The organism is Palleronia abyssalis (genome assembly GCF_900302445.1).
GTDB lineage: Bacteria > Pseudomonadota > Alphaproteobacteria > Rhodobacterales > Rhodobacteraceae > Palleronia > Palleronia abyssalis.
Map to the genome: position 1 here is coordinate 134,533 of NZ_ONZF01000003.1, position 14,637 is coordinate 149,169.

Consider the following 14,637-nt stretch of genomic DNA (forward strand, 5'->3'; position numbering starts at 1 on the left):
AACGCCAAAGAACGAAGCACCTCAATATTTCTTAGGCAAGGTGCGCCAAGTGCTCTTTTTCAGGGGCAACGCAATCAATGGTTGCCGTAAGACGTTTTCAGATTAGGCAGGATCACTCGAAATCACGTGCGGACAGAATCCGCATGATTTCCCGCCGTACGAGTTTGCGCACGTTTCTCGTGATCCGCTCTCCCAACGTTCCAGCGAGCTCTTCGCGCACGATCTCGGCGATCAAATCGCGCAAAGCCTCTTCGTCCAGAACCTCTTCGGGATCCTCCAACGTCAAAGGATCGGACCGGTGCGAGAACTGCATTTCCGGGGTCGGATCGTCTTCGGCATGAGTAAACCGCGGTTCCGTGGGGCCTTCCGGATGTGGCGCATGTACACGGTCATGGCGGTCGAAAGCCATCATCGGATCACCCATCGGGGGATCAAGGGTTTCGTCCTGGTTATCAGGCACATCTGCCGCGGAATCCTGGGACTGCGCGTCGTTGTCGGGTTCGTCGACAACCTCGTGCATGATGTCCGATCTGAGGTTTGGCACCTTATCCGGGCGATGCTGATCCTGCGCCTCGCTTCCGTCGGGTTCGAACTCTTCCCCGCGCCCGATCGCGGCCTCCAAACCGGCAATACGTTCTTCCAGGCTTCGGCTCGTGGCAGGGTCGGTAACGACTTCGAGGATCGGGGGCAAATCGTTCTTCGCCCCATCCGCGTCCGAATCCGCCTGCGCCATTTCGATGAAGGTATCATCGGCGGCGGTATACGGCTCTGCTTTGGGCTGCGCCTGCGGTGCGCCGTTACCGACCCGCAGATCGGAGGTCAGCACCAGCCGGTCGCCTCCGGAAGACTTCTGATCGCCCTCGACCGAAACCAGACGACGGATATTGTTCAAAACCCGATCGATCTCATCGGATGACATTGCGTCCGACATGGCCCACCTTCGCGGTTATTCCTGCTCGCCTCCCATAGTACGGGCAAACGGATTCTGGCACAACGGTGTGGAGGAAAGCTTAACGCCCGATAGCGCGGAGAACCTTGTCCAGCTTCTGACCTTGGGGACTGACACGGCCCGAGGGTGCGTCCTTGACGGCATTGTAATACAAGCTCGGATCATAGGTCGGAATGCCAAGGTCCAGGTACTCGGCCGTGAGAAGCCCCATGGTGAAAAGCAAAGAATAGGCCGACCGTATCTCGGCGATCTGGGCAGAGATCAGAGCCGCACGCGCGTCTTGCAGGTCCTGCTCGGCGTCCAGCACGTCCAGCGTCGTCCGCGCGCCAAGGCTGACTTCCTCCTGCAGGCCACGGAACGCGACACGTGCCGCGCGTACCTGCAATTCGTTCGCCGCGATCCGGGCAATCGCAACTTCCTGCTGCGCCCAGGCTTCGGCAACCTGCTGAAGGATATCGTCCACAGTTATGTGCAGATCCGCGCGGCTTTCGTCCCTGCGGGCAACCGCCTGGCGATAGGCGGCCGACAGCGCACCGCCGCGATAGATCGGGCCGCTCAGCTGAATCCCAACCGATCCTTGTTCGACAAACTCATCGTCGATTGACAACCGACCGGACCCCGTAATCTGCGGCCGTGTCAGCGCTTCGGCCCGAAGCACGTTCAACTCCGCGATGGTCACCCCGCGCATGTCACGTCGGATCGTCGGATGGGTTTTGCGGGCGATGTCCTGCGCGGCGGCGAGCGTGTTGACGATTGTCGGATGCGCCTCGATCGGAGTCAGGTTTCCGGGCTCCTGGCCCACGGCCTGAACGTATTGCGACTGCGCGATTTCCAAATCCCCCAGCGCCGCCGCCAGGTTGGACCGGGCCGACGCTAATTGGGCTTCGGCGATCGCAACGTCGGTCCGCGTGACCTCACCCACCTCGAAGCGCTCCTGCGCGGCGCGCAGTTGCTCGGTGATCAGTTGAACGTTCGACTGCCGCAATTCGACGAAGGCGATCGCCTCGCGCACCGAAAGATACGCCAGCACCGCGTTGTAGAGAACTTGCTGTTCCACCTGCAACAGGCCATGTCGGGTCGCCAGGACCGTTTCGCGGGCGACATCGATGGCAAGCCGACTGGCTCCCCCGTCCCACAACAAAAGCTCTGCGGTGATCGCAGCGCTTGCAGTCGTCGGCGTGGTATCGGTGGTGGGCGGCACGAACCCGTTCGGAGCCGTGAAGCTTTGCTGCGCCTGAACGGTGTAGTTGATGATGGGGCGCAGCTGGGCGATGGCGCTCGCGACATCCTCATCCGCGGCACGCAGAACCGCCCGGTTCTTTTCCAGCAAACCTGAGTGGCGATAGGCCAGCACGAATGCGTCCGCCAACGTCTCCGCCTGGGCGGACAAGGGCCCCGAGACGATCATCAAGGCCGCGACCCCGGCCTGGCAAAGCGATCGCAGCCTCATAGGGTGAACTCCGCTTTGCGCTCGAACCCTGGCAACACCGGCGCGGCGGCGTTGAACGCATATCGCCAACTGATGAACCCATCGACCTTCATGCCGACACGACAGATGCCAAGGTTGTTTTCCCAGAAGATGCACGCGATCCGCCCACCTTCGGCGAGTTGCTCGATAATCGCGTCGGGAAGAACATCCACGGCCCCTTGTATCGCGATGACGTCATAGGGACCGTGTTCCGGCGCGCCCCGCGTCAGATCCCCGTGCTGGATGGCAGCATTGTGGATCCCCACTTCGGCCAAGGAAGACTCGGCCTCGGACACCAGCGGCTCTTCGGATTCGACGGCCACCACCGCCTGCGCCAGATGGGCCAGAACGGCGGTCGAATAACCGAACCCCGGCGCGATATCGAGCACAAGATCACCGGGACCGACATCCAGTACGTTCAGCATCTTGGCCAGCGTCCTGGGGTCGAGGATGGCGCGACCCCGCCCGATGATCAGGTTCTCGCCCAGGTAAGCCGCTTCGACGAGGCGCGACGGCACGAATTTCTCGCGCGGGATGTCCAGCATGGCCTCGATGATGGGAAACCGCGTCACGTCAGAGGGCCGGACCTGCGTGTCGACCATGATCCTGCGGCGGCTCGCGAAATCGGTCATCCCAAGTCCCTTCCAAGTCTCCGATCCGACCGCTTTGCCATATCGATAGAATGACGGCAACGCTTCATCCCGCGCCGGATCATCACATTGGCGGTCAGCGAACGCGCCGGGCGGGGCAGCGTAACGATATCCGCTTGCAGGTCTGAACCGCGGGGCATATGAGGAACGCGCTTCGGCGAGTTGGCGGAGTGGTTACGCAGCGGATTGCAAATCCGTGTACACCGGTTCGATTCCGGTACTCGCCTCCAGAAGCCCTCCCCCCGAATCTATTTCTTCACCTGAAAACGCGGGAGACCACGTGTCCCCTCGAGGCAGGTTGAAAAACTGGATTGCGCCCTCTTGCGTGTCCCGATCCGGTTGGATAGATGGGCGCTTACCGATGGCGCGCGGGCGTAGCTCAGGGGTAGAGCATAACCTTGCCAAGGTTAGGGTCGTGAGTTCGAATCTCATCGCCCGCTCCATCGGTCAGACGGGTTGGCGCGCGGGCGTAGCTCAGGGGTAGAGCATAACCTTGCCAAGGTTAGGGTCGTGAGTTCGAATCTCATCGCCCGCTCCAACCGTCAGACATCCTTCATTAGTTCGAAGCGGTCCACATCGACTAGCCCAAGATCCGTGATCTTCAGGTGCGGGATCACGGGAAGCGCGATGAAGGCCAATTGCAGGAACGGCTCGTTCAGGGTCACGCCCAGCGACCGCGCCGCCTCCCTCAGACCGGCTAGTCCTGCGCGCACGTCCTCGAAGCTTCCCTGGCTCATCAATCCGGCGACCGGCAGGGCCAGTTCCGCAAGGATCTTCCGGTCCTCGACCACGCAGAAGCCGCCCTCGATCTCGGCCAGGCGGTGGGCAGCGAGGGCCATGTCCTCATAGTCGACCCCGACCGCGATCAAGTTGTGATGATCGTGGCATACGGTCGAGGCGATGGCCCCCCGTTCGACACCGAACCCGCGCACCAGCCCAGACGCGATGGTGCCGGCGCGGCCGTGCCGTTCGATCACGGTGACGCGGGCCAGGTCGCGCGCGGGATCGGGACGGCGGTCGCCCTCAGTCGCGGAGAGGTCTTCGGTCAGGTGGTCGGTCAGGATCATCCCCTCGCGCACGCCGATCACTGGCGTCGCACCCTGCCCCGGCATCCGGAAGGTGCTGGCCGTGATGGCCGGGATTCGGACGGACCTGCGCCCGATCTCGGCATCCGGGACACCGCGCGCCGATCCCAATTCGACCCCATTCGCCCAGACCGCCTGCGCATCGCATTGCGCCAGTGCGCCAATCGCCACGATATCGGCGCGTTTGCCCGGCGCGATCTGCCCCCGATCCTTCAAGCCGAACGCTTCGGCCCCCGAAAGCGAGGCGATCCGGTAGGCGACCACCGGATCGACCCCTTCGGCGATCGCCGTGCGGATCATGTGGTCCAGATGCCCTTCCTCCGCGATATCCAAAGGGTTCCGGTCATCGGTGCAAAGCGCCAGATAGGGCGACAGACGGTCGGTCATCAGCGGGATCAGGGCGTGAAGATCCTTCGACACCGACCCCTCGCGGATAAGGATGCGCAAGCCCCGCGACAGCTTCTCGCGCGCCTCTTCGGCGCTGGTTGCCTCGTGTTCGGTGCGGATGCCCGCGGCGGTGTAGGCGTTCAGGCCCCGCCCCGACAGCAGCGGCGCGTGGCCGTCGATATGGCGCCCCGAGAACGCCTCCAGCTTGGCAAGGCAATCGGGATCGCCGGCGATCACGCCGGGATAGTTCATGAACTCGGCCAGCCCCCGGGTCTGCGGGTGATCCGCCAGCCGCGCCAGCGCCCCTGCCCCGATCTCGGCGCCCGATGTCTCCATGTGCGATGAGGGCACACAGGAAGACAGCATCACCTTGATGTCGATGGGGGCGTTGGCGGCACAGTCCATCGCCCAGTCCAACGCCGCGACCCCCAGCACATTCGCGATCTCGTGCGGGTCCCAGATCGCCGTCGTGACCCCGCGAGCGCCCACCAGACGCGCGAATTCCGACGGCGTCACCAACGAGCTTTCGATGTGCAGATGCGTGTCGATAAAGCCGGGCACCAGTGTCAGGCCGGACACGTCGCGAGAAGGGCCGTCGTAATCGGCGCCAATCCCGGCGATCGTGCCCCCTGCAATCGCGACGTCGCCCTCGATCATCCCTCCGGTAACCACATCCAGGACCGCCCCGCCCCGCAAGACCAGATCGGCGGGGGCGCGACCGGCGCCGACTGCGATGAGGTGGGAAAGATCGGTCATGGCGGCTCCTGCAAGGTTTCGGACACTGGGCCGGGTTTCGGCGGGGAAATCTAGCCCCGGCGTACCTGAAAGAAGGCCCTCAGAAGCGCTTCGGCCTCCCGCTCGGCGATACCCGCATAGATTTCGGGCGTATGATGCGCCTGCGGATGCGAGAAGACGCGTGCGCCGTGTTCCGTGCCGCCTGATTTCGGGTCCGAGGCGCCATAGTACAGACGCGCGATCCGGGCCGCCGCGATGACCCCGGCACAGGCGGCACACGGCTCCAGCGTGACGTACAGCGATGCGCCGGGCAGTCGCTCTTGCCCCAACATGGCGCAGGCGGCCCGGATCGCCTGCACCTCGGCATGGGCGGACGGATCGTGCGTGGCCCGGGTCTCGTTGCCGCGCACGGCCAACACCCGGCCTTCAGGACTGACAACGACCGCGCCCACGGGCACCTCGCCGCGTTGCGCGGCTTCGCGTGCGGCGTCCAGCGCCAGCGCCATATGTGCGGACCGCTCCATGCATCTGGACTTGCCCGGGCGCATGCCGCCAGTCCAGCCGAATTCGCTTATCTGTGGCGCTTGCGCTTGCAAGTCGGCTCACCGGGTCTAGGACGGGGATATGTCCAACACACCCCATGAAGGCGACCGAATCGCCAAGGTCATCGCCCGCGCCGGCCGCGCCTCGCGACGCGAGGCCGAGCGGATGATCGAGGCCGGGCGCGTCGCCGTCAACGGCAAGACCATCGACAGCCCCGCCCTGAACGTCACCGAACGGGACCGCATCACCCTCGACGGGCAGGAGATCGGCCCGCCGGACACACCGCGCCTCTGGCTGTATCACAAGCCCCAGGGGCTGGTGACCTCGGCCAAGGACGAGAAAGGGCGCAAAACGGTTTTCGAAAGCCTTCCGCCCGAGCTGCCCCGCGTCGTTTCCGTCGGTCGCCTCGATCTGAATTCCGAGGGGCTTCTGCTTCTGACCAATGACGGCGGGATCAAGCGCAAGCTTGAACTGCCCAAGACCGGATGGCTGCGCAAATACCGCGTGCGCGTCCACGGCACCCCCGAGGATGCCGACCTCGAGCCGTTGCGCAAGGGTATCACGATAGAGGGCGAGCGCTTCCAGCCGATGGACGTGCGGATCGACCGTCAGCAAGGCGCGAATGCTTGGATCAGCATCGGCCTGCGCGAGGGAAAGAACCGCGAGATCCGGCGTGCGATGGAAAGCGTCGGCCTTCCGGTTACACGCCTTCTGCGGATTTCATTCGGGCCGTTCCGCCTGGGCGATCTGAAACCCGGGGCCGTCGAAGAGGTTCGACCTAAGGTCCTGCGCGATCAGCTGGGATTGTCCACCGAAGGCTTCGCCGAGAAATCGGCCCCGAAACGCACTGTGAAGCGGCGCAAATAGCGACACCCACCGACCCAGAACTGACAGGACACGAGGCATGGCCGATCTACTGACTTTCGAAAACACAGGTAACCTCCTGATGCTCCTGTTTCTGCAGGCGGTTCTAGGGTTCGACAACCTTCTCTATATCTCCATCGAAAGCCAGCGCGCGCCGGTGGCCCAGCAAAAGCAGGTCCGGTTCTGGGGGATTGTCATCGCCGTCACGCTGCGGATCGTGCTGCTGTTCGCCATGATCCGCCTGATCGACATGCTGAGCGAACCGTTCTTCGTGTTGAACTGGGACGGCGTGCTGACCGGCGGGGTCAATTTCTCGACGCTGGTGTTCATTCTGGGCGGCATCTTTATCATGTACACTGCCGTCAAGGAGATCACCCACATGCTGGCGACCGATCACATCGGTCAGGCGACGGGGGACAAGACCGGGAAGTCAGCGTTTCAGGTGATCATGCTGATCGTCTTTATGAACCTCGTCTTCTCGTTCGACTCCGTGTTGTCTGCTCTGGCAATCACGGACGTCTTCCTGATCCTCGCGGCGGCGATCATACTGTCGGGCATCGCGATGCTGGCGCTGGCCGACTGGGTTACGGCGTTCATCCAGAAGAACCGCATGTTCGAGGTTCTGGGCCTGTTCGTTCTTCTGATCGTCGGCGTCGTCCTTCTGGGTGAAGCCGGTCAGGCTGCCGTCCACGGCGCCGAGGCGATGGGAATGGCCCACGAGGCGGCCGAAGACATGGCAATCCACGTGTTCGGGTTCGAGCTGGTCCCGATGTCGAAATCCACGTTCTACTTCTCGGTCCTCGTGCTCTTCGCGGTCGAGATCATCCAGTCGCGGTATCGCCGGAAGCTGGATGCGGAACGCAAGTCCGAAGCCCGCCGCCAGATCCGCACCTAGAAGGGCCCGTAGCGCGTTCATATATCGGTCGGGATGAAACAGGAGCCTCCATGCCCCGCCTTCTGCTGACCGCGCTCGTCCTCGCGCTTGTCGTGGCCCTTGTGTCCTTGGCGCTTCGATCGCTGGGCCAGGTCGCGACCGATGCACGCGCGCGCCTGCGCCAAGCCCCGTTGGGAGAGACACCGATGCAACGCCTGTCCTTCGTCCTTCTGGTCGCCCTGATATTCTATGCCGCGATCTGGGGGGCAGGCTGATGCCCGAACGCTTCGGTGGCCCGCATTCTCCGCGCGGCGCGAAGGGCGGCTGGGCTGTCAAGCGACGCTCGCGCGTCGGCGCGCGGGCCAATGCGCTGTATATCGCGCCAATCCCGCTTCTGTTCACCGCGTTCGGCGAGGCACCGACCGGCCTTGCCCTGGACCTGGCGGCGTTCTTCGCGCTCAGCGGGGCGGCGTGGATGACCCGCGAAGGGCTGAAGGCGCAGGATGCCTATGACGCGCGCGCCACGGCCCGCCGCCCCGCCCTACCCCGCAAGGCCCTAGGTGCGGCGCTGACCGGGGCCGGTCTGGCCTTGGCCGGGCTTCCGGCCGTCGGCGGCGCCATCGTTCTGGCCGTCCTGGGGGTTGTCCTGCACGTGGCCGCCTTCGGTGTTGACCCGATGCGCAACAAGATCGCCGGCGGGGCGCCGGGCTGGCAGTCCGAACGGGTCGCCGCCGCGGTAGACGAGGCCGAAGCGCACCTGGCCGACATGCGCGCGGCCATCCGCGCGACCGGCGACCGGCATCTCTTGACCCGGGTGGACGGCTTCGCCGATACGGCCCGCGCCCTGTTCCGCCGGGTCGAGGAAGACCCGCGCGACCTGCCGCAGGCGCGCCGATGGCTCGGCGTATATCTGCTGGGCGCGAAGGATGCGGCTGTAAAATATGCCAGCCTTGCGCAAAGAGGGCATGACGAGGCCGCCCGCGACGATTTTCTTGCGTTGCTCGACGACCTTGAGGAAGGATTCGCGCGGCGGTCCGAGACGATGCTGCTGGACGATCGCACGGACCTGGATATCGAGATCGACGTTCTGCGCGAGAGACTGGACCGCGAAGGCGTGAGCATGGGCGAAACCAAGGAGACCCGAGGATGAACGACCGCCCCCTGAAGCCCGGCCCCTCGACCGAGATCGAGGCGCTTGAGGCGACCGTGTCCCCCTCGGCCGAGATCACGCCATATGACGGCGCGGATGCGGAAACGAAGACCGCCATCGACCAGCGGCTGTCGCAGATCGACATCACCGACACCGGCTCGATCATCGGCTTCGGCGCGCCAGCGCAGGAAGAACTTCAGCAGATCAGCCAGTCGATGCTGGCGGACGTCAAGAACAAGGATATCGGGCCCGCCGGCGACAGCCTGCGCGCCATGGTCTCGGCCCTGCGAGGCTTTTCCAGCGCCGAGCTGGACGCGCGTCGCAACCGCACGTTCTTCGAACGCATGCTGGGCCGCGCGGCGCCGCTGTCTCGCTTCATCGCGAAATACGAAGACGTGCAGGCCCAGATCGACGACATCACCGGCCAGCTTCATCGTCACGAGCACCAGCTTCTGAAGGATATCAAGGCGCTCGACGTCCTCTACGAAAAGACGCTGAACTTCTATGACGAACTGGCCCTCTACATCGCCGCGGGGCAGGAAAAGCTGCGCCGCCTCGACGCCGAAGACATCCCCGCCGCCGAAGCCGCCGCCGCGGACGGTCGCGGCGACGACGTCATCGACAGCCAGCAGCTACGCGACCTTCGCGCCGCACGCGATGACCTGGAACGCCGGGTCCACGATTTGAAGCTGACCCGGCAGGTGACGATGCAGTCCCTTCCCTCGATCCGGCTGGTGCAGGAAAACGACAAGAGCCTCGTGATGAAGATCAACTCGACGCTGGTGAACACCGTGCCCCTGTGGGAGACGCAGTTGGCCCAGGCCGTCACCATCCAGCGCAGCGAGGATGCCGCCGACGCCGTGAAATCAGCGAACGATCTGACGAACGACCTTCTGACCTCGAACGCCAAGAACCTGCGCGAGGCCAATGCCAAGGTGCGCACCCAGGTGGAACGCGGTGTCTTCGATATCGAGGCCGTGAAATCCGCGAATGCCGAGCTGATCGCCACAATAGAAGAGTCTCTTCAGATCGCCGATCAGGGCAAGAAGGCGCGGGCCGAGGCCGAGGGCGAATTGCAGAAGATGGAAGCGGACCTGAAACAGACCCTGTCGGCCGCCAAGTCGCATCAAGTTCGGAAAGCCGTTTGATCTTGCGCGCGGTCCTGCCTGCCCTCCTGACTGCGATCACCTTGGTTGGATGCGCGCAGCTGGAACCCGCAGACCCCGTCCCGGTCCCCCCCTCGCGCCCCGAACGTCCTCCGGCACCCGCGGTTGAGCCGGCCCCAGAAGCCGCCGAGCCTGAGCCCGAAAGCAAGGAGTTGTCGGCCTATTACGACCGGATCGAGCAAGGGCTGCTGGTTCAAGGCTTGCTGCGCCAGGATGGCGGCGGTCCCGATACCCCGTGGGACGCTCGCCGTCTGGCCGACACGTTCCTGCGGCTGGCCTTCTACGAGGAATACGCGCCGAACGGCGGGGTCCTGGTCGCCCGCGAAACCGAGTCCCGGCTTCATCGCTGGGAGATCCCCGTCCGGATCGAAACCCGGTTCGGCGACACCATTCCCGTGGAACAGCAGACCCGCGACCGCAACGACGTGATCGCGTTCACCCGACGGCTGGCCCGGGTCACGGGTCATCCGATCACCCCCACCACGACGAACGGCAACTTCACCGTCTTTATCGTGAACGAGGCCGAGCGACGCGACATGGGCGACGAATTACGGCGCCTCGTGCCCGAACTGCAGAACGCGGCGCTGCAATCCATCCTCGACCTGCCGCGCAACAATTACTGTATCGTCTTCGCCGTCGATCCTGGCACGACCGGTCGGTACAACCGCGCCGTCGCCATCATCCGCGGCGAACACCCCGATCTTCTGCGCCTGTCGTGCTTCCACGAAGAGATCGCGCAAGGGTTGGGCCTGGCGAATGACAGCCCCCGCGCACGCCCCTCGATCTTCAATGACGACGAGGAATTTGCGCTTCTGACCACGATGGACGAGCAGCTTCTGGCGATGCTCTACGACGACCGTCTTCGCCCGGGCATGACGCTGGACGAGGCCGAACCCATCGTGCGCCGGATCGCGGCCGAACTGATCCCCGGGGAAAGCTGACGGCCCGATTCTGCGCTTAGCATCCGCATCCCCCCACCCTATACAGGTCCCGACAACCACGCAGGAGCGCGCGATGCCCATCTTCGACTTCCTTCAGGGTCAGCTCATCGATGTCATCCATTGGGTCGATGATCGGCAGGACCGCATGGTCTGGCGGTTCGAGCGGGAAGGTCACGAGATCAAGTACGGCGCCAAGCTGACCGTGCGCGAAGGCCAAGCCGCCGTCTTCGTCCATGAAGGCCAGCTGGCGGATGTCTTCAGGCCCGGCCTCTATCTCCTCGAAACCAACAACATGCCGATCCTGACCTCGCTTCAGCACTGGGATCATGGATTCCGCTCGCCCTTCAAGTCCGAGATTTACTACGTCAACACGACCCGGTTCACCGATCTGAAATGGGGCACCAAGAACCCTGTCATCCTGCGCGACCCCGAATTCGGCCCCACCCGCGTGCGGGCCTTCGGAACCTTCGCGGTCAAGGTCGCCGACCCGTCCCTGTTCCTGACCGAGATCGTGGGTACCGACGGCGAATTCACCGCCGACGAGATCAGCTTTCAGATCCGCAACGTCATCGTGCAGGAGGTCAGCCGGGCGCTGGCCTCCAGCGGGCTGTCCGTTCTGGATATGGCCGCTAATACCGCCGATCTGGGCAAGCTGGTGGCCGAGGCCATCGCCCCCACCGTCGCCGCCTACGGCCTTCAAATACCGGAACTCTATATCGAGAACGTCTCCCTGCCTGAGGCTGTCGAGGCCGCGCTGGACAAGCGAACGTCGATGGGCGTGATCGGCGACATGGACCGGTACACGCGCTTTCAGGCGGCCGAGGCACTGACCGAACAGGGCTCGGCGGCGGGGGCGGCCATGGGCACCGGCTTCGGCGCGGGGCTGGGGATGCAGATGGGCGCCGCCGGCCCCTGGGGCCCGCGTCCCGCGCCGCCACCGCCGCCTCCGGTCGAACAGGTCTGGCATATCGCCAGGGACGGCACGACAGAGGGGCCGTTCTCGACCGCGCGACTGGGCAGGATGGCGCAGGACGGGCACCTGACCCGCGACACCCTCGTCTGGACCGCCGGCCAGGACGGCTGGCAACGGGCCGAGGATATCACGCCCCTTGCCCGCCTGTTCACCGTGATGCCCCCGCCCCCACCGCCGACCTGACCGAGCCAGCCGCAGACACGCATGTCCCGTCCTTCCGAAACCGATGACGACGCCCCCGACCAGCCGTCGGACGAGGGGCATCATTTCCCCTGCCCGTCCTGCGGTGCCGACCTGCGCTTCGAACCAACCCGCGGCGCCTTGCACTGCGACTTCTGCGGCCACGAAGAAGAGCTTGCGCCGGACCCTGCACCGCAGGCGATCCGCGAGCTTGATTTCGAAGCCGCCCTGTCGAACCGCATTCCACAGATGGAATTGGAGGTCGCCCGCACCCATCGCTGCCCCAATTGCGGGGCAGAGGTCACCTTCGACACCGCGCGGACCGCGATGGAATGCCCGTTCTGCGCCACGCCCGTCGTCACCGACCCGGACCCGCACCAGCAGATCAGGCCGCGCGCCCTGCTGCCCTTCGCCCTGACCGAGGATCAGGCCCGCCGCGACATGACGGCTTGGCTGGGCGGGCTGTGGTTCGCCCCCAACGGCCTGCGCCGCTTCGCCCGTAAGGGCCGCCGGATGAGCGGCGTCTACCTGCCCTACTGGACCTTCGACGCCCGCACCCGGTCCGCCTATCGCGGGCAGCGCGGCCGCGTTCACCGGACCCGGCGGCGCGGCGCGGACGGCAAGACGCGCACCGACATGACCATCCGCTGGACCCGTGTCTCGGGCACCGTTGCGCGGGACTTCGACGACGTGCTGGCCCTCGCCTCCCCCACGCTGCCGGGCAAGACGGTCGATGCGATCGAGCCGTGGGACCTGTCGGCGCTGGTGCCTTATTCGGCGGACTACCTGGCCGGGTTCGGGGCCGAAAGCTACCGGATCGGGGTCGAAGACGGGCACCGCATCGCGCGCGGCAAGATGGACGCCGTCATCGCGCGGGATGTGCGCCTCGATATCGGTGGCGACCGGCAGCGCATCGACCGGATCGACACCGAGATCGCCGACGTCACGTTCAAGCATATCCTGCTGCCGCTGTGGATCGCGGCCTATACCTATCGCGGCCGGACCTTTCGCGTGGTCATCAACGGCCATAACGGCCGCGTGACCGGCGAACGCCCCTACTCCCCCTGGAAGATCGCGTTCGCGGTACTGGTGGCCGTCATCGTGGCGGGCGTGTTCGCCTATTTCTCGAACGGCTGATTGCGCTATCGGGGGCGGGACGCTAGGCAATCGAAAACGAAAGGGGACCCAGACGATGATCTTGTGCGCGGGCGAGGCCCTGATCGACATGCTGCCCCGAACCTCCGACCGGGGAGAGCCGGCCTTCGCCCCCCATGTCGGCGGCGCGGTCCTGAACACGGCCGTGGCCCTGGGCCGGCTCGGGGCGCCTGCGGGGTTCTTCTCGGGCATCTCGACCGACCTGTTCGGGGCACAGATCGTCGCCGCGCTGAAGGCCGCAGGGGTCGATGCCGCCCCGGCCCACCGTTCGGACCGCCCCACCACACTGGCGTTCGTCACTCTGGTCAACGGGCAGGCCAGCTATGCCTTCTATGACGAGGCGACCGCCGGTCGAATGCTGTCCGAAGAAGACCTGCCGTCGGACATCGACGTCGACGCCTGTTTCTTCGGCGGTATCTCATTGACGGCCGAACCCTGCGGCACGGCCTACGACACCCTGTCCGCGCAACTGTCGGCGCGGATGCCAATGATGCTGGACCCGAATATCCGCCCTGATTTCATCCGAGACCGAGCAAGCTATGACGCGCGCATCTCGCGGATGATCGAACGGGCCGACATCGTGAAAGTCTCGGACGAGGATCTTGCATGGCTGACCGACGCCGGCACGCTGGAAGACCGCGCGCGCGCCGTTCTCGCCAAGGGGCCTGCGATGGTCTGCCTGACGCGGGGCGCCGAAGGGGCGACCGCGTTCACCAAGGGCTCGGAGGTCTTCGTCCCCTCCCGTCCCGCCACCGTGGTCGATACTGTGGGTGCCGGTGACACGTTCAACGCGGGCGTCCTAGCCTCGCTGTCCGAACAGGGCGTGCTGACGAAGAAGGCGCTGCGCAGCCTGACGGAAGATCATCTGAACGCCGCCCTGTCACTTGGCGTGCAGGCCGCCGCGGTCACGGTCAGCCGCGCCGGGGCGAACCCACCCACCCGGGCAGAGCTTTGACCGCCATCAGAGCCCGTCGCGCGCGATCAGGGTCGCCAATTCGTCGATCAGCCGCGACTTTGCCGACGCGATCGATCCAGCGCTGAGGGTCTGGTACGGGGCCGACAGCGAAAACCGCCGCGCCCGTTCGCGTGTCTCGCCCTGCACCGATCCGACGAAATACTGCCCGGCCAGCCGGAACACCCCGTCCCGCCCCGGCAGCGCGCGTGACACCCGCACATCGACGCGTACGTCCGGCCGGTCGAAGAAGGGCCACGGCTCGGCAGCGACCGTGGCGCGGGTCTGCGCGGCCAACGAAAACGCCAGCCCCTCGGTAAAACTGCGCTGCGGATCGTCCGCCCATAGAAGCGCTTCGTTGCTGACCAGCGCGCCGGTCTCGTCCTCGTAATAGATGACCTCCTGATCCGCATAGAGCGGAAGCGAGACATCCATCACCTCGACCGACCCGACCGAGACCGGGATCCTCTGGGCGACCTCCGTGGCCGGCAGGTCGAAGCGCAAGGGCGTGTCACCGCAGGCGGCGAGAAGGATCAGGGCCGTGGCAGCGGCAAGCTTCTTCATG

15 protein-coding genes and 3 tRNA genes are annotated in these 14,637 nt (G+C 65.1%); 12 read left to right on the forward strand and 6 right to left on the reverse strand.

What is annotated here, in order from left to right; all coding sequences use genetic code 11:
* Window positions 1–112: 112 nt before the first annotated feature.
* The 3 genes from PAA8504_RS07960 to PAA8504_RS07970 all read right to left on the reverse strand — a co-directional run bounded on the left by PAA8504_RS07960 (window position 113) and on the right by PAA8504_RS07970 (window position 3,049).
* Entirely contained in the window at window positions 113–931 is an 819-nt protein-coding gene (locus tag PAA8504_RS07960; RefSeq protein WP_108893660.1) for a hypothetical protein, read from the reverse strand.
* A 79-nt stretch (window positions 932–1,010) separates the two neighbouring features.
* Window positions 1,011–2,399, reverse strand: coding sequence for a TolC family outer membrane protein (locus PAA8504_RS07965; protein WP_108893661.1), 1,389 nt, complete (start codon window positions 2,397–2,399; stop codon window positions 1,011–1,013).
* Window positions 2,396–3,049, reverse strand: coding sequence for a protein-L-isoaspartate O-methyltransferase family protein (locus tag PAA8504_RS07970; RefSeq protein ID WP_108893662.1), 654 nt, complete (start codon window positions 3,047–3,049; stop codon window positions 2,396–2,398). Before PAA8504_RS07970 ends, PAA8504_RS07965 begins: the two co-directional genes overlap by 4 nt.
* Before the next feature lie 174 nt (window positions 3,050–3,223).
* On the opposite strand from PAA8504_RS07970, the gene PAA8504_RS07975 reads away from it, so the two are divergent.
* From PAA8504_RS07975 to PAA8504_RS07985, 3 genes are all read left to right on the forward strand, one after another.
* Window positions 3,224–3,297, forward strand: a tRNA-Cys gene (locus tag PAA8504_RS07975).
* A 138-nt stretch (window positions 3,298–3,435) separates the two neighbouring features.
* Window positions 3,436–3,510 (forward strand) — tRNA-Gly (locus PAA8504_RS07980).
* A 20-nt stretch (window positions 3,511–3,530) separates the two neighbouring features.
* Window positions 3,531–3,605, forward strand: a tRNA-Gly gene (locus PAA8504_RS07985).
* A gap of 4 nt (window positions 3,606–3,609) precedes the next feature.
* On the opposite strand, the gene ade is transcribed toward PAA8504_RS07985, so the two are convergent.
* The gene (ade, locus tag PAA8504_RS07990) at window positions 3,610–5,295 is read right to left on the reverse strand and encodes an adenine deaminase (protein WP_108893663.1); all 1,686 of its coding nucleotides are present in this window, start codon (window positions 5,293–5,295) and stop codon (window positions 3,610–3,612) included.
* Between the two features lie 50 nt (window positions 5,296–5,345).
* On the reverse strand, window positions 5,346–5,822 hold the full coding sequence (locus tag PAA8504_RS07995) for a nucleoside deaminase (protein WP_245897565.1): 477 nt from the start codon (window positions 5,820–5,822) through the stop codon (window positions 5,346–5,348).
* Window positions 5,823–5,898: 76 nt separating this feature from the next.
* On the opposite strand from PAA8504_RS07995, the gene PAA8504_RS08000 reads away from it, so the two are divergent.
* The 9 genes from PAA8504_RS08000 (at window position 5,899) to PAA8504_RS08040 (ending at window position 14,075) form a co-directional block, all read left to right on the forward strand.
* Window positions 5,899–6,684, forward strand: a complete 786-nt coding sequence (locus tag PAA8504_RS08000; RefSeq protein ID WP_108893665.1) for a pseudouridine synthase — start codon at window positions 5,899–5,901, stop codon at window positions 6,682–6,684.
* 37 nt (window positions 6,685–6,721) lie between these two features.
* Entirely contained in the window at window positions 6,722–7,576 is an 855-nt protein-coding gene (locus PAA8504_RS08005) for a TerC family protein (RefSeq protein WP_108893666.1), read from the forward strand.
* A 50-nt stretch (window positions 7,577–7,626) separates the two neighbouring features.
* The gene (locus PAA8504_RS08010) at window positions 7,627–7,830 is read left to right on the forward strand and encodes a hypothetical protein (protein ID WP_108893667.1); all 204 of its coding nucleotides are present in this window, start codon (window positions 7,627–7,629) and stop codon (window positions 7,828–7,830) included.
* Complete coding sequence (locus PAA8504_RS08015) at window positions 7,830–8,705, forward strand: 5-bromo-4-chloroindolyl phosphate hydrolysis family protein (RefSeq protein WP_108893668.1); 876 nt, start codon at window positions 7,830–7,832, stop codon at window positions 8,703–8,705. Before PAA8504_RS08010 ends, PAA8504_RS08015 begins: the two co-directional genes overlap by 1 nt.
* Complete coding sequence (locus PAA8504_RS08020; protein ID WP_108893669.1) at window positions 8,702–9,853, forward strand: toxic anion resistance protein; 1,152 nt, start codon at window positions 8,702–8,704, stop codon at window positions 9,851–9,853. Before PAA8504_RS08015 ends, PAA8504_RS08020 begins: the two co-directional genes overlap by 4 nt.
* A complete protein-coding gene (locus tag PAA8504_RS08025) occupies window positions 9,850–10,812 on the forward strand; it encodes a DUF2927 domain-containing protein (RefSeq protein ID WP_108893670.1) in 963 nt (320 codons plus the stop codon). The genes PAA8504_RS08020 and PAA8504_RS08025 overlap by 4 nt, the downstream gene beginning before the upstream one ends.
* Before the next feature lie 73 nt (window positions 10,813–10,885).
* Window positions 10,886–11,968 (forward strand): SPFH domain-containing protein, encoded by a 1,083-nt coding sequence (locus PAA8504_RS08030; protein ID WP_108893671.1) that lies wholly within the window; start codon window positions 10,886–10,888, stop codon window positions 11,966–11,968.
* A 21-nt stretch (window positions 11,969–11,989) separates the two neighbouring features.
* Entirely contained in the window at window positions 11,990–13,102 is a 1,113-nt protein-coding gene (locus PAA8504_RS08035) for a TFIIB-type zinc ribbon-containing protein (protein WP_108893672.1), read from the forward strand.
* 55 nt (window positions 13,103–13,157) lie between these two features.
* Entirely contained in the window at window positions 13,158–14,075 is a 918-nt protein-coding gene (locus tag PAA8504_RS08040) for a carbohydrate kinase family protein (RefSeq protein ID WP_108893673.1), read from the forward strand.
* Window positions 14,076–14,081: 6 nt separating this feature from the next.
* Here the strand turns inward: PAA8504_RS08040 and PAA8504_RS08045 are convergent, their stop codons facing one another.
* Window positions 14,082–14,636, reverse strand: coding sequence for a PqiC family protein (locus PAA8504_RS08045; RefSeq protein ID WP_108893674.1), 555 nt, complete (start codon window positions 14,634–14,636; stop codon window positions 14,082–14,084).
* Window position 14,637 lies beyond the last annotated feature (1 nt).

What these genes read in the sequence shown, in the direction of transcription:
- PAA8504_RS07960 (WP_108893660.1), bottom strand. Translation starts at nt 931, where the DNA reads ATGTCGGACGCAATGTCATCCGATGAGATCGATCGGGTTTTGAACAAT.
- PAA8504_RS07965 (WP_108893661.1), bottom strand. Translation starts at nt 2,399, where the DNA reads ATGAGGCTGCGATCGCTTTGCCAGGCCGGGGTCGCGGCCTTGATGATC.
- PAA8504_RS07970 (WP_108893662.1), bottom strand. Translation starts at nt 3,049, where the DNA reads ATGACCGATTTCGCGAGCCGCCGCAGGATCATGGTCGACACGCAGGTC.
- ade (WP_108893663.1), bottom strand. Translation starts at nt 5,295, where the DNA reads ATGACCGATCTTTCCCACCTCATCGCAGTCGGCGCCGGTCGCGCCCCC.
- PAA8504_RS07995 (WP_245897565.1), bottom strand. Translation starts at nt 5,822, where the DNA reads ATGCGCCCGGGCAAGTCCAGATGCATGGAGCGGTCCGCACATATGGCG.
- PAA8504_RS08000 (WP_108893665.1), top strand. Translation starts at nt 5,899, where the DNA reads ATGTCCAACACACCCCATGAAGGCGACCGAATCGCCAAGGTCATCGCC.
- PAA8504_RS08005 (WP_108893666.1), top strand. Translation starts at nt 6,722, where the DNA reads ATGGCCGATCTACTGACTTTCGAAAACACAGGTAACCTCCTGATGCTC.
- PAA8504_RS08010 (WP_108893667.1), top strand. Translation starts at nt 7,627, where the DNA reads ATGCCCCGCCTTCTGCTGACCGCGCTCGTCCTCGCGCTTGTCGTGGCC.
- PAA8504_RS08015 (WP_108893668.1), top strand. Translation starts at nt 7,830, where the DNA reads ATGCCCGAACGCTTCGGTGGCCCGCATTCTCCGCGCGGCGCGAAGGGC.
- PAA8504_RS08020 (WP_108893669.1), top strand. Translation starts at nt 8,702, where the DNA reads ATGAACGACCGCCCCCTGAAGCCCGGCCCCTCGACCGAGATCGAGGCG.
- PAA8504_RS08030 (WP_108893671.1), top strand. Translation starts at nt 10,886, where the DNA reads ATGCCCATCTTCGACTTCCTTCAGGGTCAGCTCATCGATGTCATCCAT.
- PAA8504_RS08035 (WP_108893672.1), top strand. Translation starts at nt 11,990, where the DNA reads ATGTCCCGTCCTTCCGAAACCGATGACGACGCCCCCGACCAGCCGTCG.
- PAA8504_RS08040 (WP_108893673.1), top strand. Translation starts at nt 13,158, where the DNA reads ATGATCTTGTGCGCGGGCGAGGCCCTGATCGACATGCTGCCCCGAACC.
- PAA8504_RS08045 (WP_108893674.1), bottom strand. Translation starts at nt 14,636, where the DNA reads ATGAAGAAGCTTGCCGCTGCCACGGCCCTGATCCTTCTCGCCGCCTGC.